This is a genomic window from Aurantiacibacter zhengii (assembly GCF_003584125.1).
Taxonomy (GTDB): domain Bacteria; phylum Pseudomonadota; class Alphaproteobacteria; order Sphingomonadales; family Sphingomonadaceae; genus Alteraurantiacibacter; species Alteraurantiacibacter zhengii.
This window is the reverse complement of sequence record NZ_QXFL01000005.1, coordinates 44281-64264: the sequence shown is the minus strand read 5'-3', so window position 1 is coordinate 64264 and position 19984 is coordinate 44281. Positions and strand designations below refer to the sequence as shown.

Genomic DNA, 19984 nt, shown 5'->3' with positions numbered 1-19984 from the left:
GTACGAGAAGCCGTGGCAAAGCTGCCCGCAACCCGTTGCGGGTACGAGGCTACGCGATGACCCCGAACAGGTCGTGCGCGTCGGCATCCTCGACTTCCACGTTCACGAAATCCCCGGCCTTCAGGGTCTCGGCCACGTTGCGCAGGTACACCGCGCCGTCGATCTCCGGTGCGTCGGCCTGTGACCGGCCCGTCGCGCCGATGTCGCCATCCTCGTCGGGCTCGCCCACCTCGTCGATGATGACGGAGATGGTCTTGCCCACCTTGGCGGCGAGCTTTGCGGCGCTGATGCGCTCGGTGACTTCCATCACGCGGGCGTAGCGTTCTTCCTTCAGCGCCTCGGGCACCGGATCGGGCAGGGCGTTGGCCGCCGCGCCTTCCACCGGCTCGAACCGGAACGCGCCCACGCGGTCCAGCTGGGCTTCCTCCAGCCATTCCAGCAGGTAGCGGAAGTCTTCCTCGGTCTCTCCGGGAAAGCCGACCACGAAGCTGCTGCGCACCGCGATCTCGGGACAGATTTCGCGCCACGATTTAAGGCGCTCGAGCACCTTGGCCTCGTTCGCCGGGCGCTTCATGGCCTTCAGCACGTTGCGGCTGGCATGCTGGAAGGGAATGTCGAGATAGGGCGTCAGCAGTCCTTCGGCCATCAGCGGGATGACCTGGTCGACGTGCGGGTAGGGATAGACGTAGTGCAGGCGCACCCACGGCACGTCGCCTTCGGGCGTGCGCATCTGGCCCAGTTCACGGGCAAGGTCGGTCATGTGGGCGCGGACCTCGCGGCCCTTCCACATCCGCTCTTCATGCCGGGTGTCGACGCCGTAGGCGCTGGTATCCTGGCTGATGACCAGCAGTTCCTTGGTGCCCGCAGCCAGCAGTTTTTCCGCCTCGCGCAGCACGGCATCGATGCGGCGGCTGGCCAGCTTCCCGCGTAGCGTGGGGATGATGCAGAACGCGCAGGAATGGTTACACCCCTCGCTGATCTTGAGGTAGCTGTAGTGGCGCGGCGTCAGCTTGATATCGGGCTGCGGCACCAGGTCGATATAGGGTCCTTGGCCGGGCGGAGCCGCCTCGTGCACGGCTTCCACCACGTCCTCGTACTGGTGCGCGCCGGTGATGGCGAGAACCTGCGGAAAACGCTTGCGGATCAGGTCCGCCTCGTCGCCCATGCAGCCGGTCACGATGACGCGGCCATTCTCGCTGATCGCCTCGCCGATGGCTTCGAGGCTTTCCTCCTTGGCGGAGTCGAGGAAGCCGCAGGTGTTCACCAGCACCACGTCGGCGCCTTCGTAGTCAGGGCTCATGGCATAGCCATCGGCGCGCAGGCGGGTGAGGATGCGTTCGGAATCGACCAGCGCCTTGGGACAGCCGAGGCTGACCATGCCGACACGTTTCTGATCTGGGATCTGGGTTGCCATGATGCGCGGCCCCCTACACCCGATTGCGCCTTTGGGCTAGTCTGCGCGCGGGTCATGGTATGGGAGACAAGACGATGGGCGATGTGAACCTGCTGGCGGTGCTGCTTGGCACGCTGGCTTTTTTCCTGATCGGGGCGCTGTGGTACGGCCCGCTGTTCGGCAAGCCGTGGCGCGAGATGAACGGTATTACCGATGACATGGTGCAGGCCGGCCCGCGCGCGGGGCAGAACCCGACGTGGCTGATCATGCTGCTGGCATTCCTGTTCGAGATGGTGGTGGTGCTGATGCTGGGCCACAACATCGCCCGCACCAATCCGGCACCGCACGTGGTGATGATGATGGCCGTGGGCTTTGCTGCCATGATCATGACGCCCGCGCTCGGCATCAATTACCTGTTCCAGATGCGCCCGGGCAAACTGTTCGCGATCGATGCCAGCTATTTCGTGGTCGGAATGGCTGCGGCAGGCGGAGTGTTCATCCTGCTGGGATAGCCCTGCGGACTAGTTGTTCGGCTTTGCGTCGTTGCCGTCCGGCCCATCGATATCGGCGGGCTGGATTTCGACGATGATGTCGCCGGCCTGCAGGCATTCGGCCTCCTGCTCCCAGAAACCACAGGCGTTGCCATTGCGGTAGATGCGCAGACCCCTGCCGCCCGAGCACGCCTCGCTCAGCGACTTGCCGATTTCTTCCTGCCGCACTTCGCGTTCCACCAGTTGCACCCGTCCGGTGACGGAGGCGAGGTCGCCCAGATAGTCGGCAATGTGCGCGCCGCGCGCACTGCCCGCCAGCAGCAGGCCGGTAAAGCGCACGGGGTTGATCACGTTGTCCGCGCCCGCCTGCCGCGCCAGCAGTTCGTTGTCCGCCGCGCGCACCACCACGCTGATGGGAACCTTGGGCGCGAGATGGCGCACGGTCAGCACGATCAGGATCGAGGCGTCGTCGCGTCCGGCGGAAACCAGCACGGTCTGCGCCTTGCTGATACGCACGGCCTCCAGGTTTTCGTCGCGCGAGGCATCGGCCTCGATCACGTTGCAGCCCAGCGATTCTGCCTGTTCGAGCCGTTCCTCGTTCATGTCCATCACGACGATGCAGGCGGGATCGGTGCCGCGTTCGATCAGTTCGCCCACGGCTTCAGCGCCGGAGACACCGAACCCGAGGACTACGACATGGTCGGAAAGCTGGTCCTGGATACGGGCCATGCGGAATTTCTCCCAGCTGCGCTTGATAAGGAAATTGTAGGCGGTGCCCACGAAGATGAACAGGACGGCAAAGCGGACCGGCGTCACGATCAGCGCCTCGACCAGGCGGGCCTTGTCGCTGATGGGCGCAATATCGCCGAAGCCGGTGGTGGTGATCGAGATCATCGTGAAGTAGATCACGTCGAGGAAACTGACGTGGCCGTCGAGGTTGTCGACCAGACCCTCCCTGTCCCACCAATGGATCATCACCACGATGAAGATCAGGAAAATAGCCAGCCCCAGGCGGATGAACAGGTCGCCCCATACGGGGATGTTCACGGCGCGGCGGATAGGGGCAAAGCGGCGCTTGCCGACTGTGCGCAGTTCCCTGTTGTGCGCGCGCGCCATCTATCAGGCGAACCTGTCCGCAAGATCGGAAATGGCGGAATGGTGGGTCAGGTCGAGCTGGAGCGGCGTAACCGCGACGTAGCCATCTTCGATAGCTTCCAGATCGGTCCCGTGGTCCAGCGTGTGTTCCGCATCCTGCAGGCCGAACCAGTAGTACTTGCGGCCGCGCGGATCGGTCCCTTCCGCCAGCGAACCGCGTTCGTAATCGTGAAAGCCCTGTCGCACCACGCGGATGCCCTTCACCTCGTCTGCGGGCAGCGCGGGGAAGTTGACGTTGACCAGAGTGCGCTTGGCCATCTGCACATCGATCAGCGGGGCAAGGACCTTGGCTCCCCACTTGCGGGCCGCATCGAAGCCGAAGCGGGTTTCGCGGTAGGCTTGGCTTAGGCCGATGGCTGGTATGCCCGCCAGCGCCGCTTCCATCGCGGCGGAAATGGTGCCGGAATAGGTTATGTCGTCGCCCAGGTTCTCGCCCGCGTTCACGCCGGAAAGGACGAGGTCGGGCTTGCCATCGGCAAACAGCTTGCGCAGCGCAAGGTTCACCGAATCCGTGGGCGTGCCGGTGACGCTGAAGCGCCGCTCGCCATGCTCGCGAAGCCTGACGGGGTGGTGCAGCGTGAGCGAATGACCCGCGCCCGACTGCTCCTCTGCAGGGGCACAGACCCACACCTCGTCGGAGAGTTCGCGGGCGATTTCTTCCAGCACGGCAAGGCCGGGGGCGTGGATGCCGTCATCGTTGGTAAGCAGGATACGCATGAATCAGGCGGGTACCAGTTTTTCGAGCCCGCCCATATAGGGCTTGAGAACTTCCGGCACGGCAATCGAGCCGTCTTCCTGCTGATAGTTCTCCAGAACGGCCACCAGCGTGCGGCCTACGGCCAGGCCAGAGCCGTTGAGCGTGTGCACGAACTCGGTCTTCTTCGCGCCGTCTTCGGGCCGGTAACGCGTGTTCATGCGGCGCGCCTGGAAATCGCCGCACCAGCTGATGGAGCTTATCTCGCGGTAGGCGTCCTGCCCCGGCAGCCACACCTCCAGGTCGAAGGTCTTGCGTGCTCCGAAACCCATGTCGCCGGTGCACAGCAGAACCTTGCGGTACGGCAGGTCCAGCGCGCGCAGAACGCTCTCGGCGCTTTCGACCATGTGCTCGTGCTCGGCGTGCGCGTCCTGCGGGCGGCAGATAGAGACCAGTTCCACCTTGTCGAACTGGTGCTGGCGGATGAAGCCGCGCGTATCCTTGCCCGCGGCGCCCGCCTCGCTGCGGAAACACGGGGTGAGGGCGGTAAGGCGAATGGGCGAGGTCAGATCCTCGATGATTTCCTCACGCACCGAATTGGTAAGGGAAACCTCGGCGGTGGGGATGAGCCAGCGCCCGTCCGTCGTCTTGAACAGATCGTCCGCAAATTTGGGCAACTGCCCGGTGCCGAACACGGCCTCGTCGCGCACCAGCAGGGGCGGGGCGCATTCGGTGTAGCCGTTCTCGCCGGTCTGGTGATCCAGCATGAATTGGCCCAGCGCACGGTTCAGGCGGGCCATCTGGGCGCGGAGGAAGGTGAAGCGTGCGCCGCTCATCTTCACCGCGGTTTCGAATTCCATGCCAAGGGCGGGGCCCATGTCGGCATGTTCGCGGGGGCTGAACGGGAAAGTGCGCGGCACAGTCCAGCGGCTGACTTCCACGTTTTCGCTTTCGTCCTTGCCAAGGGGAACGCCGTCTGCGGGCAGGTTCGGAATGGCCGCCAGCGCGTGGTTCAGCGCTTCGCCCTTCGCCCGTTCCTCTTCCTCGATCGCGGGCATCGCTTGCTTGATCTCGGCCACTTCGGCCTTGAGCGCCTCCGCCTTGTCCTTGTCGCCCTGGCCCATGGCCTGGCCGATCGCCTTCGATGCCTCGTTGCGGCGGCTCTGCATCTCCTGCAGGCGGGTGGTGAGGGCGCGGCGTTCCTCGTCCAGTTTCAGCAGGTCGGCGGCCATGGGCTCCACGCCGCGCCTTGCCAGCGCAGCGTCGAAGCCTTCCGGATTCTCTCGGATCGAACGAAGGTCATGCATGGCGGCGGGCTATGCCTCGGCACCTTGCCGCTTGTCCAGCATTGACACGCCTGCCCGCGCGCAGGTTTGTATCGGGAGGGAACCTTTGCCAGCCTGCACCGCTGAAACAGTCGCATCGCGCGGCGGAAAACGAGGGCCTGATTTGCTGGATAAGACGATCGAAGAGCCCCCGCAGCGCACCCGTTTCGTCGATCTGGTGCAGGGCGCAACCCGCCTGGCCATGAAAACGGGGCTGATGCAGCCCGCGACCTTCGACAAGCAGACCATCATGGACCGCGCCGTTGAGGCCGCCGGATCCGACGATTTCGGCGATCCCTGGTTCGAGAAGCCGCTGTCGGTTCTCCTCACGGCGCTGGAGGAAGAGGCCCGGCTGCACGAATCCGGCGCGTGGGTGGCGATGAAGCAATGCGAAAAGGTGCTGGTGGACCGGCTCCGCGCGCAGCGGTGGTTTGCCCGGCATCCCGAAATCCTCGCCCGGCCATTGCGCAACCCGGTCTTCATCGTCGGCCCGATGCGTTCGGGCACCACGCGGCTTCACCGGCTGCTGTCGGCAGACCGGCGGTTCGATCACATGCGCAGTTTCGAAACGATCACCCCGGTGCCCTATCCCGGCTTCACGCACGGGGAGTACGATCGCCGCATCACGCTGGCAAAGCGCGCGCGCAAGGTTGCCGATCTCGCCAATCCGCACACGCTCGCCATCCACCCTACCGGCCCCATGCAGCCGGAGGAGGAGCTGGGCCTGTTCGTCAATTCCTTCTGGGGCATGAAGCACGAGGCGCAGTGGCACGTGCCCGCCTATGGCCGCTGGTGCGAGGCGCAGGATGCCACGCCTGCCTACGAACAGATGGCGCGCCTGTTGCGGCTGATCGGCTGGTCGCAGCAGGCCAGTTCACTGAAGCCCTGGGTGCTCAAGACGCCGCAGCACATGCTGGATCTGGATGCGCTGCTGAACGTGTTTCCCGATGCCCGCTTCATCTTTACCCACCGCGATCCGTTGCGGGTGGTCGCCAGTTCTGCCTCGCTGGCCTGGAACCAGACCTGCATCTATTCCGACCATGCCGATCCGCACGAGGTTGGCCGGGAATGGCTGCGCAAGACGCGCCTGCAGGTGGAACGGATGCAGGAAGGCCGCAAGGGCATCGCGCCCGATCGCATGATCGACGTACATTACGAATCGGTGGATGCCGACTGGCGGGCGGCAATGAAGCGCATCTACGCTTTCCTCGGCCTCGACATAGAACGCGCCTGGCCGGCGATGGAAGCTTACCGGGACAGCGTCGACGCGATGAAGCGCCAGCCCCACCGCTACAGCCTGGCCGAGTTCGGCCTGTCAGAGGGGCAGGTGATGGAACAGTTGGGCGGCTATATGCGCGCCTTCGGCGTTACGCGGGAACCGCGTGTGGCATCGCGCTGAGCCTATCCGGCTGACGAGGGGCTCTCGCTGTTCTGCGCGTCGAGCCGCTGTTTGGCCTCGCCACCTATCACACGCATCAGGTTCTCCTGAACGACCGTGGCGACCAGCGTCCCGTCTTCGGCGAAAAAGTGCCCGCGGCTGAGCCCGCGCGCCTTGCCGGCCCATGGGCTGTCCGTGGCGAAGAGGTGCCACTGCCGGAAATCGGGGGTCTGGTGAAACCACATCGCGTGGTCCAGGCTGGCAAGCTGCATGCCGCTGTCTCCCGGTCGCACGCCGTGGGGCAGCAGCGCGTTGCGCAGGAAAAGCATGTCGGATGCGTATGTCAGCTGCGCGCGGCTGGTCGCGGCATCGGCGGGCTGCGGGTCGCGCGAACGCATCCAGACCGCAGAGTGCGGTGCGCGCGAGGTGTTGCCGAACAGCGAATCCGCCGCGAGGGGAATGACCTCGACGGGACGCAGGCCCAGCTTGCCGATGATCGGCATGCTGTCCATGTCGTTGCGCTTGCGCCATTCTTCCAGCGCCCGCTCTGCACTGTGCCTGTCGCCGTAGTCGGGCGGCGAGGCAGAATGGCGGAAACCATCCTCCTCCAGTTGCAGGGACACGGTCATGGTCAGCACGTGATCGTCATGCTGGAAGGCGTCGACGCGCCGCCGTGCGAAGCTGCGGCCTTCACCAAGGGAGGTAACCTTGTAGGTGACCGGCACGTCGGCATCGCCGGGCCGCAGGAAAACGACATGGAGCGAATGGGCTAAGCGCTCCCCGGTCTCTTCTTGGCACGCCGCCATCAGGGCCTGTGCAAGCGCGTGGCCGCCGAACAGGCGCGTTCCCACGCCGGCTCCCGGGGGCCCGATCCAGCTTTGCTCTCCCTGTGCTTCAAGCTCCAGGATATCGGCAAAGTTGGTCGTCACGATAAGGGCCTCCGGCAGGGTCTTACAAAATGCAAGGGCCGGGGAATCGCCCCGGCCCCTGTTTAGCAGTTGCCGAGCGGCCTAGAAGCCGGCGCGCACGGTAATCCCGTAGGTGCGCGGCTCTGCGAGGTAAACCGAATAGGTCTGCTGCGGTGCCACGAACGGGGTGTTGAAGGCCACCTGCGAGTAGTCCTTGTTGAGCAGGTTGTTACCCCAGACCTCGATCGACCACGCGCGATCCGCGTCTTGAATGCCGATCCGGCCGTTGACGGTGACAAATCCTTCCTGCTCCTTGCCATAGAGAAGGTCGGAGCCGGTGTTGTAGGCGCTGACTGCGCGCGCGTTGGCGAACAGCAGGCCGCGCAGGCCGGAATTGCCCAGTTCGGGGTTCCAGCTGATCGAACTTGTCACGGTCGTCTCCGGCGCGTTCGACAGGTTGTCGCCCGGCAGCAGACGAAGCGCGGGGTCCAGCGGTGTGCCGCTGTCGCCTCCGATCAGGTTGTCCTCGTAGCTGGTATCGGCATAGGTCATCCCGAAAGTGACGGTCAGATCACGCAGCGGATACAGCGCCGTTTCCAGTTCGACGCCCTGCGCAACGACGCCGGGCTGGACATCGTCCGGGCTGCAGCTGCCGGTGGTGGCACTAGCATCCGTATCCGCCCCGCCAAGGTTGGTGCCGCACGAATTGATGTTCTGCACGAGGAACACCGATCCGTTGAAGGTATTGAGCTGGAAGTTCGAGAACTCCTGCCGGAAGGCCGCCACGCTGATCGACAGCGGACGGCTGGAGTACTTCATGCCGATCTCGAAAGCGTCGACCGTTTCCTCTTCGAACTGCAGCGCGCTGGGATCGAGCGCGTTGACGTTGAAGAAGGCCGGTACGGCCAGCGCAGAGCGGTCGAGGTTGAACCCGCCCGCCTTGTACCCGCGCGAGTAGCTGGCATAGAACAGCAGGTCGTCATTGGGCTGGTACGACAGCACGGCCGTGCCGGTCAGTTCATCCTCGTCGCGCGTGTCTGCCAGCATGACGCCGTCCAGTTCCGAGGTGGAATTGCCCTGGCACGTCAACGACAGGAGGCCGCCCGCCAAGCCCGCCAGCGCAGGCACCTGCAGCAGCGGCGAAAGCAGTGCCCTGTTCTGCGGACAGTACACGTTATCGTTGCCGAACTGCGCGTCGAAATCCTTGGTTTCGTTCGTGTAACGCAGGCCCAGGGTCAGATCGAGCTTGTCGGTGATATGCACGATATTGTGCGTGAACAGCGCGAAGTTGTTGCTTTCCTGATTGTAGATGTCGCCGGTGCCGCCAACGTCGCGCACCTGGGCCAGGTTGTTGATACCGGCGATGATGAGCGGGGTTGCCGCCCCGAAAGCGCCTGCCCCGCCATTGGCCAGCTGCAATGCGGCAATGTTGGGCCCGAAGCAGTTGTCTGCAGACGGGTTTGCCAGCGCCGGATTGATGGCAAGGGCAATGCGGCAGTTCGCGAACGTGCCGTACTGGGTGCCGAAGCGCAGGTTGTCCTGCACACGCAGGGATTCGTTGGCGTAATATGCGCCCACCAGCCAGTCGAAGCGGTCATCGAACAGGGTGCCGTTCAGGCGCAGTTCCTGCGTGAAGGTTTCGAAATAACGCGCCCCGCCGAATTCGTCCGGCGCACGATAGAGCAGGTCTACCGTGGTGTAGTCGGTATCCGATCCCTGGAAGTTCGAATATTCGCGGTAACCGGTGATCGAGGTGAGCGTGATGTTCCCGAAATCCCAGTTGAGTTCGCCGGAAACGCCGTAATCCTCGGTCTCGCCCTGGTAGGAACGACCGGCGGTCGGATAGATGTCGCGGTTGAACGTGTCCTGGGAAAGCGCCCGCGGATCCTGTCCAAGGCCAAGCAGGATGTTGACGATGGGGTTGGCCGTGCTCGTCAGTGCCGGACTGCCCGGCTCGGGCCGGTTGTAAGGCTCCAGACCCGGGCTGACCCTGGCAAGCGAGGCGAACTCGGGCTGCACGAACGTGGCGGCGCAGCAGGCCTCGTCCTTCTTGGAATAGTCCGCAACCAGCCGGAAGCTGATGTCTGCCGTCGGTTCGAACAGCGCCTGGGCGCGGATCAGGTAGCGATCGCGATCGTTGACATCGGTGCCGTTCGTCACGTCGTTGTAGAAACCGTCGCGCGTGAAATAGACACCGTCGATCCGTGCGGCGACCGTCTCTCCAAGCGGGACATTGATCCCCGCTTCCACCCGCATGGCATCATAGTTGCCGTAGGTGAATGCGCCGTAACCGCTCAGGTCGAACTCCGGCGGAGCGGTATAGATGTTGATCAGGCCGGCGGTGGAATTGCGACCACCCAGCGTGCCCTGCGGACCACGCAGGATTTCCACCCGCTCGAGCGGGCCGAGCTCGGAAAGGGCGTTGCCCGAACGCGAGCGATAGACACCGTCGATGAACACCGCGACCGAGCTTTCCAGGCCGGCGTTGTCGCCCACGGTCCCGATGCCGCGGATACGGGCCGAACCGTTCGCCTCGTTACCGGTGGAGGACACCAGCAGCGACGGGGCGATCTGGTTCAGTTCGCGAATGTCTGTGGTGCCGGACTGTTCCAGCATCTCCGCCGAAATGGCCGAGACGGCGATCGGAACGTCGGCCAGCGACTGGCTGCGGCCCTGCGCGGTCACCACGATGGTGTTGGTGCGCGCCTCAGGCGTTGCCGGCTCCTGCGGTTCGTTGACGTCGCCCCCTTCGGCAAGATCGTCCTGATCGGTGGGGGATTGCTGCTGCGCCGCCGCCATCGCGGGAAGGCAGAGTAACGCGCCGGCTAGGGCACCATAGGCTATGGACTGACGGAATGACGATTTCATAGTTCTCTCCCAACTAATCGTTATTTTTTGGCACACCTGGCGGCCCGGTTTCCTGTTTTCCGGTATCCGCTTTGCAAGGGGCGGTATGGCAATCCTCGTATCTATTGCTTTCGTTGTGAGGCTCTGCGGGTCGTAAGGCAAGTAATTTGAAGAATGGGTATCCTTATTTCCGGTGGAGTGTTGCTTACTTCGCTCACGCCCGGCTCTCTGCCAGCGCGGCATAGACCAGGGTCCTTAGCTGGCGCCGCAGCGGATAGATGAAGGATGGGTATACTTGGGTCATGAAAACCATCGTGATCCCTTCCAGCGGATCGACGAAGAAGGCCGTGGAATAGGCACCGCCCCAATAGAATTCGCCCCGGCTCGATGGCACCAGGGTGCGCGCAGGGTCGATCACCACCGCAAAGCCAAGGCCGAACCCGGTTCCCGCATTGCTGGCTTCCGAGAACAGCGCATCGCTCATCGCTGTCAGGTCCGCACCGCCCGGCAGGTGGTTTGCCGTCATCAGATCCAGCGTCTTGGGGCTGACGATGCGAACGCCATCGGCCATGCCGCCTCCCAGCAGCATGGTGCAGAACCGGTGGTAGTCGGTAACGGTGCTGACCAGGCCTCCGCCGCCGCTATGGAACGAGGCCGGCTTGAATAGCGCACTCTCGTTACCCGCCTCGACCCGCTTCGGCGAGCCGCCGCGGGAATAGGTATAGGCATCGACAAGGCGGCCTTGCTGGTCCTCGGTCAAGTCGAACGACGTGTCGTGCATCCCCAGGGGTTCGAAGATGTGCTCCCGGAAATAGTCACCGAGCGACTGGCCCGTGATCCGCTCGATCGCCACGCCCAGCACGTCTGTTGCGACCGAGTAATTCCATCGCTCCCCCGGTTCATGCTGCAGCGGTATCCGGGCAAGCTCCGCAATATATTCATCGGCCGACAGGTTGCGGGGCAGATCAAGCCCCGCTTCGCGATATGCGGCATCCACATTGGTGCGGTTCTGCAATCCGTAGGTGAGGCCGGACATGTGCGTTAGCAGGTCGACGAACCGGATCGGCGCGGCGGCCCGCACCGGCGCGAAGGGAATCTGGCCGCCGCCGCCCGCATAGACGCCGAGCGAGTCGAATTCGGGTATCACGCGTCCCACCGGATCCTCCAGTGCGACCCGGCATTGCTCGACCAGCTGCATGAAGGCGACCGACGTGACCGGCTTCGTCATCGAAGCGATGCGGAACAGAGCGTTGCCCGGCAAGGGGCCGCGGCCTTCGCCCAGTTCACCCAGCGCCGTGTGATAGAATGGCTGCCCGTCACGGGCCAGCAGCAGCTCGGCATTGGGGAGCCTGCCCGGCTCCACGTAGGTGGATTTCAGAAAGGCCTCGATCCTGCGCAATCTTGCAGTGTCGAAGCCCAGCGATGCGGGATCTTTCAGTTCCGGTATTCCCACGGGTTCCCCATACCTTTCATTCCGCATAGGACCTTATCGCTATTTTACGCAGACGCAATACCATCATACCCTGATTTCAGATTTTGATTTTCAAGGGTTGCGGAAAAGCCCCGGCAAAGGCATCCTGCAAGCGAGGAGAGAACGATGTCACAGACCGGGTCAGGCCATACGAATTCCGACGGTGCGGGGGGCTCGTCACCCTCCGACTGGGCGGCGCACAGTCTGGAGGAGGTGCGCGCAATGCTCACCGCACCGGGGCAGCCCTTCGAGATGGAGACGGTGGAGATCGATGGCCGTCCGATCCGCGCGTGGAAGAACGCGCCAGAGTCCCTGCGGGCAATCGCGATGGCGGCGCGCGCGCACGCCGACGCGGTCTGCACCGTCTACGAGGGCGAGCGCATTTCCTACGACGCCTGGTTCCGCGCGGTGGCAAATCTGGCGCAGCATCTGGTCGATTGCGGGGTGACGAAGGGCGACCGGGTGGCACTGGCCATGCGCAACCTGCCAGAGTGGCCCGTCGCCTTCTTCGCCATCACCTCTCTGGGCGCGATCTGCGTGCCGCTGAATGCGTGGTGGTCGGCAGAGGAACTGGCTTTCGGCCTGTCCGATTCGGGAAGCCGGATGCTCATCTGCGACAAGGAGCGGTGGGACCGCATCGGCGACGCTGCCCGCAATCTCGATGGCCTGGAAAAATGCATCGTCTCGCGCGCGCAAAGCCCGCTCGAAGGGGCGAGCCGTCTGGAAGACATAATCGGCAGCAGTGATGCCTGGGCCGGGTTGCCCGATCGCGACCTGCCCGATGTCAGCGTGGCTGCCGACGACGATGCCACCATCTTCTACACCAGCGGCACCACCGGTTCGCCCAAGGGCGCGCTCGGTTCGCACCGCAGCATCTGCACGAATGTGCTTTCCAGCAAGTACAACCTGGCCTTCGCACCCCTGCGTCTGGGTGAGATGCCGCCCGAACCCGAACCCAAGACCGTGCTGCTGGTGATCCCGCTGTTTCACGTCACCGCCTGCTCTGCGGCGATGGTCGGCTATCTGGTAAGCGGGCACACCATGGTTTTCATGCACCACTGGGACGTGGAGGAGGCCATGGCCGTGATCGAGCGGGAAGGCGTCCAGGTCACCGGCGGGGTGCCCACGATCGCCTGGCAACTGCTCGACCATCCGGCGCGCGACAATTACGATCTCTCAAGCCTGGAGCTTATAACCTATGGCGGTGCGCCTGCCGCGCCCGAGCTGGTGCGCCGCCTGCATGAGGAATTCGGAACCCAGCCGGGAAGCGGGTGGGGCATGACCGAAACGATGGCGACGGTGACGGGGCACGTCGGGCAGGATTACCTCCACCGGCCCGACAGTTGCGGCCCGCCGGTTGCCGTGGCCGACCTGAAGATCATGTCCGCAGACGGCAGCGAAGAACTGCCTACAGGCGAAGTGGGTGAACTCTACGCCCGCGGGCCGATGGTGGCGAAAGGTTACTGGAACAGGCCCGATGCCACGGCAGAGACATTCATCGACGGCTGGGTCCGCACCGGCGACCTGGCGCGGCTGGACGAGGAAGGCTTCTGCTACATCGTCGACCGGGCAAAGGACATGGTGATCCGCGGCGGCGAGAACATCTATTCGAGCGAGGTCGAAAACGTCCTTTATGCCCATCCCGCTGTCACCGATGCAGCCGTGATCGGCCTGCCGCATCAGCAATTGGGGGAGGAGCCTGCCGCCGTCGTCCACCTTTCCAAGGGGCAGAATGCAAGCGAGGAGGAATTGCAGCAATGGGTCGCCGCGCGGCTGGCGCATTTCAAGGTGCCGGTGCGCATCGTGTTCACCGACGAAATGCTGCCACGCAACGCCAACGGCAAGATCCTGAAGAAAGACCTGCGCGGGCTCTTTACGGGTGCCGGGTGAGTAACAGGCAGATGTAGTCGGCGCAGTAGTGTCCGTTGCGATGGGGCGGTTTGCCCTCCTCATCGTGATGACCGCAATCTGCCTGATCGGGAGACAGCTGCCTGTCTGCTAACGACCTGCAGGCAGACGCTGCCATAAGGTTGGTCATTACCTAATTTTTGTCGTCAGTTTGATGCTGACTAGGCGCCAGCGTAATCCCTCTCGCTCGAACTTATACGAGTTGCCTTGCTGATCACTACGATCAGAAGGAGAGGCGACGAATTCATCGATCCCTTTTCGCTCAAACTCCCAATTTTCCGTAGTCTCCATTAATCGAGGCATCACATCCGTCGGGTCCTCAGTCTGAAGCTCGTCGGGCAAGCCTAAAGCGGCCGCGAATTGCCAGTCACCATAAGGTTCGACGACGAAGGCTCTGATCGCGTCTGGATCGGTCATCGCATCGAGCACAACGCGTTTTGTCCAAGGAGGTGGATAGGTCTCGACCTGCGGCAACATCTGCTGCTCGAAGCTCGATCGCACCTTTGCACGATCGTAAAGTGCGGTCAGGTCCTGCGACGCGGTGCTCCAATCACTGAGCTGTGAGATAGTGAAGCGAGGTGACAGAAAATACCAGCCTAGGAACAGTAGCACAGGTCCGATGACGACCGCTGAAATTGAAAGAGGTCGCGCAAACCTCATGATAATCGAGGTTGTGCCCGACTGATTGCGCATCCATTGAGTTTGCGAATAACCACTCCGGGATTATCCGATCAAACAGTAGCTCTAGACAAGTTGTTTCTTGAGAGCAGACTATCCGCTTTCCACCTTATAAACAGGCACTCGCTAAAAGGGACGATCCGCCCGAGAGCGGACTGGCAGCTTTGCCACGCATAGAGACGAAAGCCGCCTGTCTGCTAACGACCCCTTAGCGGACGTTGCTGTTACAGCGGCTCAATGTCTGAAATTGGGGATGTTACCTGACTTTATGTTCGCATCTCTCTCGCGAGTTCTGCGATCAATTCCGCGGCAGGCAGAGCGCGAGCAAGTGGCGCGCCTTGACCCGCCCATTGCGCTCCAAAACCACCGTGCGCGGCAGTCTTTGCCCCCGCGTTCAGAGCCTTTCCCGCATCATACGCAGTTGGATATTCGGGCGGAATACGCTGCGTTTCTTGCCCGAAGTCCGTGAAGTCGTTCCGTAGGCATCGCGCTGGACGACCCGAGATTGCGCGCGTCATAATCGTATGTTGCGCAGCAGGGCTGAATAATGCCGTGCGGTAGGCCGTGTCGGCACTGCTTTCCGGGCAAGCAATGAATGCTGTCCCGAGTTGGGCTGCAACGGCTCCCATGTCGAGCACAGCTCTGATACCCTGCCCATCCATGATACCGCCTGCCGCGATAACGGGGAGACCCGAATGCCTGACAAGCAGGCGGGTCAGAGGCAGGGTGCCAAGACAATCGTCTGGTGTGTTGGGATCGAACATGCCGCGATGTCCGCCCGCTTCATAGCCTTGAGCGACGACGGCATCCATGCCCGCCCGCCTAGCTGCCTGGGCTTCATCCAGGCTTGTTGCAGTCGCCACCAGGAAGCAGCCAGCTTGCCGCAAGGCAGCAGTCTGCTCGGCCGAAGGTATCCCGAAATGAAAGCTTACCATCGCTGGACGCAGATCAATCAGGGCACGAAGCATATCTTCGTCTTCGAGAAAGCTCTTATAGATCACGCGGAGCACTTTGGGTGGGGCGACTTCAAACTTCCGAAACATGGGAGCGAGTGTCGCCAGCCAGGCAGACTCGCGTTCAGAGTCCGGCTGAGGGCTTTTATGGACGAATACGTTCACATTGAATGCTCGCGTCGTGGCCGCGCGAATTTCTGCTACCATGCTCCGTGCGTTGGACGCGTCCGTGGCTCCTACGCCAATCGAACCGAGACCTCCAGCGTCCGAAACGGCAGCCGCCAACATCGGCGTCGATACGCCCGCCATTGGGGCTTGGATTATGGGTAGTTGAAGGTTGAAACGATCGAGCATCCTTATTTAATGCTCGTTCTCGCAAATATCTGCAACGGGGCCGTTAGCTGCTACCGCAGAGTGCCGTCTCCAACGTCCGCTAACCACCCATAATCAGACGTTCGGTGACTGTGACGACCCGCCTAGGAGCGGACTGGCAGCTTTGCAACGATTGGAGCCAAAACCGGACATTCTGCTAACGACCCATTGCGGACATTACTCGGGGAAGCTGCGAACCACCTCAATTTCGCCAACGATGGCTGCATTAAAGGCATCGAGTTCCTCAGCGGGTATCCAATACTCTTGGTGGGCTTTCCCGCCCGCATCCTGAATGTCGTAACCATCAAGGTATGACTTCTTCACTTCGAACTGAGTGACGAATCCTGATCCGCTCGCCCTGACATTCCAGTCTCTTGCGATCTTGACTGCATACTCTTCGGTCGTGACCGGATAAAATTGGCTGCTCCGGCAAGCGGGGCGGAAAAGCTCTCATGCTCGTTTGTCTTATTAGTTCTAGCTCTTCCGGACCTACTGGTCGCCAAAGTGTGATTGTGTCGGCGGTCATTACCGACCGTTAGGAGAGATAATGTCAGCTTTCCACCCAATCTAAGCCACTCCGCCACTCGAGCCAGTACCCTGAAACCGGTCGTTCGCTGACGCACAGCCGCGCACCCCGATCACTCGAAGGTGATGACGGAGCGGGCGATGGTGCCGCCCTTCATTTCCTCGAACGCGTCGTTCACCTGTGACAGGTCGATCCGGCGGGAGATCAGTTCGTCCAGCTTCAGCTTTCCGGCCATGTAGAAATCGACCAGGCGCGGGATGTCGACTGGGAACTGGTTCGAACCCATCATCGAACCGCGCAGCTGCTTTTCCTGCAACAGCTCGTATCCGTTCAGCTGGATTTTCTGGCCCACGGGGATCATGCCGATGACGGTCGCGATGCCGCGCCGGCGCAACATGCGGAAGGCATCGGAAGCGGTGTCTGCCCTGCCGATCGCCTCGAACGCATGGTCCACTCCGCCGTTCGTCAGGCCCAGCACCTTCTTCCACACATCGCCCTCTGACGCGTCGATGAAGTCGGTCGCGCCGAAATCGCGGGCGAGCTGTTCCTTGCCTGCCACACGGTCGATGGCGATGATCCGTCCGGCACCCGCAATCTGCGCTGCGTTGATGGTGGCAAGGCCCACCCCGCCGCAGCCGATCACGGCCACGCTCTGTCCCGGCCTGACTTCGGCGGTGCGAACCACCGAGCCATAGGCGGTGATCGTGGCGCAGCCCAGCAGGGCGGCGCGGTCCAGCGGCATGTCCTTGCGGATTTTCACGCAGGCGTTCTCGTGGATCAGCAACTGCTCGGCAAAGGCCGACAGGTTGAGGAACTGCGCCATCGACGAATCGGCAGTGCCCAGCCGCGGCTCGGCATCCTTGGGCCGCTGGGTGTCCGGCTCGTTGCACAGCGACAGGTGACCGCCGACGCAGAATTCGCAGTGACCGCAAAAGGCGGACAGGCAGGTGACCACATGATCGCCGGGCGCAACGGTGCGCACCTCGCTGCCCACCTGCTCCACCACGCCTGCACATTCGTGGCCAAGTACGGTGGGCAGGGCAGTGGGGTAATGCCCTTCGATGAAATGCAGGTCGGAATGGCACACGCCGGTTGCCGCCGCGCGTATCAGTACCTCGTGCGGGCCGGGCTTGGAAATCGCCACGTCCTCGATCTGAAGCGGTTCGCCCACCGCGCGTAAAACAGCTGCTTTCATGTGATCCTCCGGCAAGTACCTGACGACTCGCAGCCTCGCGAAATTTGCCGCTCTTGCCAAGAGGCATTCTGCAAACCTTGAAAAATGCGTATGTAGACAAACGGCGCGAAAACGTGCATTTCCGACGTGCTTCGAAATAACGGTGCCGGGATAGAGAGGACGCCCGATGGACTTCGAATTGAGCGAAAAGCAGCGCGACATGCGCGGCCGGGTGAAGGATTTCATCGATTCGGTGATTCGCCCGCGCACAGCAGACTACAAGAAGGCCGCGCAGGCTGCGGAGGAGGCGGGGAACCGCTGGCAGCCGAACCCCGTGATCGAGGAATTGAAACCCCGGGCGCGCGAGGCAGGGCTGTGGAACCTCTTCATGCCGCCGCACTCCGGACAGGACCATGTGGACGATTCGTTCGAGTTCGAGGGAAAGCAGCTTTCGAACCTTGAGTATGCCCTGTGCGCCGAAGAGATGGGCCGCGTCCACTGGGCCAGCGAAGTGTTCAACTGCTCCGCCCCCGATACCGGCAATATGGAAGTGCTCTACCGCTACGGCACGCGCGAGCAGAAGGATCGCTGGCTCACTCCGCTGATGAACGGCGAAATCCGCTCCGCCTTCCTGATGACGGAGCCGGACGTCGCATCGTCGGATGCCACCAATATCGAGACCGGGATCATCCGCGACGGCAACGAGTGGGTCCTGAACGGCCGCAAGTGGTGGTCCAGCGGCGCGGGCGATCCGCGCTGCGAGGTGGCCATCGTGATGGGCAAGTCGGACCCTGACGGCTCGCGCCACGGCAGCCAGTCGATGATCCTCCTGCCGATGGATACAGACGGCGTCACCATCGAGCGCATGCTGAGCGTCTATGGCTACGACCATGCGCCGCACGGCCATGCGGAAATCAGCCTGAACAACGTGCGCCTGCCCGCCGATGCCATCCTGCTGGGCGAGGGGCGCGGGTTCGAGATCGCGCAGGGCCGCCTTGGCCCGGGCCGCATCCACCACTGCATGCGCACCATCGGCGTTGCGGAAGAGGCGCTGGAGGCGATGTGCCGCCGCCTCACCAGCCGTGTCGCATTCGGCAAGTACATCTACCAGCAGACCGTCTGGGAAGAGCGCGTCGCGCGGGCCCGCATCGATATCGAGATGAGCCGCCTCCTGTGCCTCAAGGCTGCCGACATGATGGACCGCGCCGGCAACAAGGCCGCGAAGAACGAGATCGCCATGATCAAGGTGCAGGCGCCCAACATGGCGCTCAAGATTCTCGACGATGCCATCCAGGCACATGGCGGGGGCGGGGTGAGTTCGGATCACGAACTTGCCGCGACCTGGGCCAGCATCCGTACGCTGCGCTTCGCAGACGGGCCCGACGAGGTCCACAACCGCGCCATCGCGCGCAATGAATTCGCCAAATACACCGACCTGAAGGCCAAGCCGGGCGACACGCGCGGCCCAGTGCCGACCGGAGCAGGAGCCCATTGATGACCCGTGAAGCCGCCATCGTTTCCACCGCCCGCACGCCCATCGGCAAGGCCCACCGCGGCGCGTTCAACGCAACCATGCCGGACGTTCTCGCGTCGCACGTCTTCGACGCCGCGCTGGACCGCGCCGGGATCGATCCCGAGCGGGTGCAGGACGTGTTCTACGGCTGCGGCAGCCAGTATGGCCCGCAGTTCTACAATATCGGGCGGATGAGCGTGTTCGGCAGCAAGTTGCCGCAGAGCGTTCCGGCGATGACGCTGGACCGCAAGTGCGCCTCTGGCCTGACGACGGTAGCGCTGGCTGCGCGCTCCATCATGGCAGGCGATGCCGACGTGATCCTGGCGGGTGGGGGCGAATCGATCTCGCTCACGATGGTGCCCGGCATCGTCGGCGACAACTGGCGCTCTCCCAACGTGCTGGAGCATGAGCCCGATGCCTACATGGCCATGATCGAGACGGCAGAAATCGTCGCCGACCGCTACGATGTCTCGCGCGAGGCGCAAGACCGCTTCGCCGCGACGAGCCAGCAGCGCGCCGCAGAGGCGACCGAGGCTGGCAGGCTGGCCGAGGAAATCGTGCCGCTCACCACCGAGAAGGTCATCCGCGCCAAGGACGGCAGCGAGACGGGGCGCGAAACCGTTACCCTGGAAGCCGACGAAGGCATCCGCGCCGGCACGACGTACGAGGCGCTGGCCGGCCTCAAGCCCGTTTTCAGGGACGGGGCGAAGGTGAAGGAAGGCCAGCACATCACCGCGGGCAACGCCAGCCAGCTATCGGATGGCGCGGCGGCGCAGGTGCTGATGGACCGCGCCACGGCAGAAGCCGAGGGGCGCGAGGTGCTGGGCATTTTCCGCGGCTTCCAGGCCGCGGGCTGCGGGCCGGACGAGATGGGCATCGGCCCGATCTTTGCCATCCCCAAGCTGCTCGACCGGGCCGGGCTTTCCGTCGGCGATATCGGCCTGTGGGAAATCAACGAGGCCTTTGCCAGCCAGGCGCTTTACTGCCGCGATTTCCTGGGCATCGATCCGGACCGGCTGAATGTCAACGGCGGGGCCATCGCCATCGGCCACCCCTTCGGCATGACCGGTTCTCGCCTTGTCGGCGCAGCCTTGCTGGAGGCGCGCCGCCGGGGCGAGCGCTATGCCGTCGTATCGATGTGCGTGGCAGGCGGCATGGGCGCTGCCGGCCTGTTCGAAATCCCTTCTTCATAATCCGG

General features: G+C 63.2%; 16 protein-coding genes. 5 read left to right on the top strand and 11 right to left on the bottom strand.

Going from position 1 to position 19984, the window contains the following annotated elements; genetic code table 11:
• Positions 1-49: 49 nt before the first annotated feature.
• Complete coding sequence (rimO, locus tag D2V07_RS12050) at positions 50-1414, bottom strand: 30S ribosomal protein S12 methylthiotransferase RimO (RefSeq protein ID WP_119587253.1); 1365 nt, start codon at positions 1412-1414, stop codon at positions 50-52.
• A gap of 59 nt (positions 1415-1473) precedes the next feature.
• Between rimO and D2V07_RS12045 the strand changes: the two genes are divergently transcribed.
• The gene (locus D2V07_RS12045) at positions 1474-1905 is read left to right on the top strand and encodes a DUF1761 domain-containing protein (protein ID WP_233548383.1); all 432 of its coding nucleotides are present in this window, start codon (positions 1474-1476) and stop codon (positions 1903-1905) included.
• A gap of 9 nt (positions 1906-1914) precedes the next feature.
• Here the strand turns inward: D2V07_RS12045 and D2V07_RS12040 are convergent, their stop codons facing one another.
• From D2V07_RS12040 to serS, 3 genes are read right to left on the bottom strand one after another with little or no spacing between them, the layout of a single operon-like run.
• Entirely contained in the window at positions 1915-3000 is a 1086-nt protein-coding gene (locus D2V07_RS12040) for a potassium channel family protein (protein WP_119587252.1), read from the bottom strand.
• A 3-nt stretch (positions 3001-3003) separates the two neighbouring features.
• Entirely contained in the window at positions 3004-3756 is a 753-nt protein-coding gene (gene surE, locus D2V07_RS12035; RefSeq protein ID WP_119587251.1) for a 5'/3'-nucleotidase SurE, read from the bottom strand.
• 3 nt (positions 3757-3759) lie between these two features.
• Positions 3760-5040, bottom strand: a complete 1281-nt coding sequence (serS, locus tag D2V07_RS12030) for a serine--tRNA ligase (RefSeq protein ID WP_119587250.1) — start codon at positions 5038-5040, stop codon at positions 3760-3762.
• Positions 5041-5182: 142 nt separating this feature from the next.
• On the opposite strand from serS, the gene D2V07_RS12025 reads away from it, so the two are divergent.
• The gene (locus tag D2V07_RS12025; RefSeq protein ID WP_233548382.1) at positions 5183-6457 is read left to right on the top strand and encodes a sulfotransferase family protein; all 1275 of its coding nucleotides are present in this window, start codon (positions 5183-5185) and stop codon (positions 6455-6457) included.
• A gap of 2 nt (positions 6458-6459) precedes the next feature.
• Here the strand turns inward: D2V07_RS12025 and D2V07_RS12020 are convergent, their stop codons facing one another.
• From D2V07_RS12020 to D2V07_RS12010, 3 genes are all read right to left on the bottom strand, one after another.
• The gene (locus D2V07_RS12020; protein WP_233548381.1) at positions 6460-7365 is read right to left on the bottom strand and encodes an acyl-CoA thioesterase; all 906 of its coding nucleotides are present in this window, start codon (positions 7363-7365) and stop codon (positions 6460-6462) included.
• An 81-nt stretch (positions 7366-7446) separates the two neighbouring features.
• Entirely contained in the window at positions 7447-10212 is a 2766-nt protein-coding gene (locus D2V07_RS12015) for a TonB-dependent receptor (RefSeq protein WP_119587249.1), read from the bottom strand.
• A 193-nt stretch (positions 10213-10405) separates the two neighbouring features.
• Positions 10406-11644, bottom strand: a complete 1239-nt coding sequence (locus D2V07_RS12010; protein WP_407641600.1) for a serine hydrolase domain-containing protein — start codon at positions 11642-11644, stop codon at positions 10406-10408.
• Between the two features lie 144 nt (positions 11645-11788).
• On the opposite strand from D2V07_RS12010, the gene D2V07_RS12005 reads away from it, so the two are divergent.
• Entirely contained in the window at positions 11789-13552 is a 1764-nt protein-coding gene (locus D2V07_RS12005; protein ID WP_119587247.1) for a class I adenylate-forming enzyme family protein, read from the top strand.
• A gap of 147 nt (positions 13553-13699) precedes the next feature.
• On the opposite strand, the gene D2V07_RS12000 is transcribed toward D2V07_RS12005, so the two are convergent.
• The 4 genes from D2V07_RS12000 to D2V07_RS11985 all read right to left on the bottom strand — a co-directional run bounded on the left by D2V07_RS12000 (position 13700) and on the right by D2V07_RS11985 (position 17294).
• On the bottom strand, positions 13700-14263 hold the full coding sequence (locus D2V07_RS12000) for a hypothetical protein (RefSeq protein WP_147366960.1): 564 nt from the start codon (positions 14261-14263) through the stop codon (positions 13700-13702).
• Between the two features lie 251 nt (positions 14264-14514).
• Positions 14515-15561, bottom strand: coding sequence for an NAD(P)H-dependent flavin oxidoreductase (locus tag D2V07_RS11995; RefSeq protein ID WP_407641601.1), 1047 nt, complete (start codon positions 15559-15561; stop codon positions 14515-14517).
• A gap of 189 nt (positions 15562-15750) precedes the next feature.
• Positions 15751-15897, bottom strand: coding sequence for a hypothetical protein (locus D2V07_RS18695; RefSeq protein WP_199698789.1), 147 nt, complete (start codon positions 15895-15897; stop codon positions 15751-15753).
• 314 nt (positions 15898-16211) lie between these two features.
• Positions 16212-17294, bottom strand: coding sequence for a Zn-dependent alcohol dehydrogenase (locus tag D2V07_RS11985; RefSeq protein ID WP_119587244.1), 1083 nt, complete (start codon positions 17292-17294; stop codon positions 16212-16214).
• A gap of 166 nt (positions 17295-17460) precedes the next feature.
• Here D2V07_RS11985 and D2V07_RS11980 point away from each other — a divergent pair, with 166 nt between their 5' ends.
• Together D2V07_RS11980 and D2V07_RS11975 are read left to right on the top strand one after the other, a co-directional pair.
• Entirely contained in the window at positions 17461-18768 is a 1308-nt protein-coding gene (locus D2V07_RS11980) for an acyl-CoA dehydrogenase family protein (RefSeq protein ID WP_119587243.1), read from the top strand.
• Positions 18768-19979, top strand: coding sequence for a thiolase family protein (locus D2V07_RS11975; protein ID WP_119587242.1), 1212 nt, complete (start codon positions 18768-18770; stop codon positions 19977-19979). The genes D2V07_RS11980 and D2V07_RS11975 overlap by 1 nt, the downstream gene beginning before the upstream one ends.
• Positions 19980-19984 lie beyond the last annotated feature (5 nt).

Coding starts and splice junctions, on each gene's coding strand:
- rimO (WP_119587253.1), bottom strand. CDS start 1,414: ATGGCAACCCAGATCCCAGATCAGAAACGTGTCGGCATGGTCAGCCTC.
- D2V07_RS12045 (WP_233548383.1), top strand. CDS start 1,474: ATGGGAGACAAGACGATGGGCGATGTGAACCTGCTGGCGGTGCTGCTT.
- D2V07_RS12040 (WP_119587252.1), bottom strand. CDS start 3,000: ATGGCGCGCGCGCACAACAGGGAACTGCGCACAGTCGGCAAGCGCCGC.
- surE (WP_119587251.1), bottom strand. CDS start 3,756: ATGCGTATCCTGCTTACCAACGATGACGGCATCCACGCCCCCGGCCTT.
- serS (WP_119587250.1), bottom strand. CDS start 5,040: ATGCATGACCTTCGTTCGATCCGAGAGAATCCGGAAGGCTTCGACGCT.
- D2V07_RS12015 (WP_119587249.1), bottom strand. CDS start 10,212: ATGAAATCGTCATTCCGTCAGTCCATAGCCTATGGTGCCCTAGCCGGC.
- D2V07_RS12005 (WP_119587247.1), top strand. CDS start 11,789: ATGTCACAGACCGGGTCAGGCCATACGAATTCCGACGGTGCGGGGGGC.
- D2V07_RS12000 (WP_147366960.1), bottom strand. CDS start 14,263: ATGCGCAATCAGTCGGGCACAACCTCGATTATCATGAGGTTTGCGCGA.
- D2V07_RS11985 (WP_119587244.1), bottom strand. CDS start 17,294: ATGAAAGCAGCTGTTTTACGCGCGGTGGGCGAACCGCTTCAGATCGAG.
- D2V07_RS11980 (WP_119587243.1), top strand. CDS start 17,461: ATGGACTTCGAATTGAGCGAAAAGCAGCGCGACATGCGCGGCCGGGTG.
- D2V07_RS11975 (WP_119587242.1), top strand. CDS start 18,768: ATGACCCGTGAAGCCGCCATCGTTTCCACCGCCCGCACGCCCATCGGC.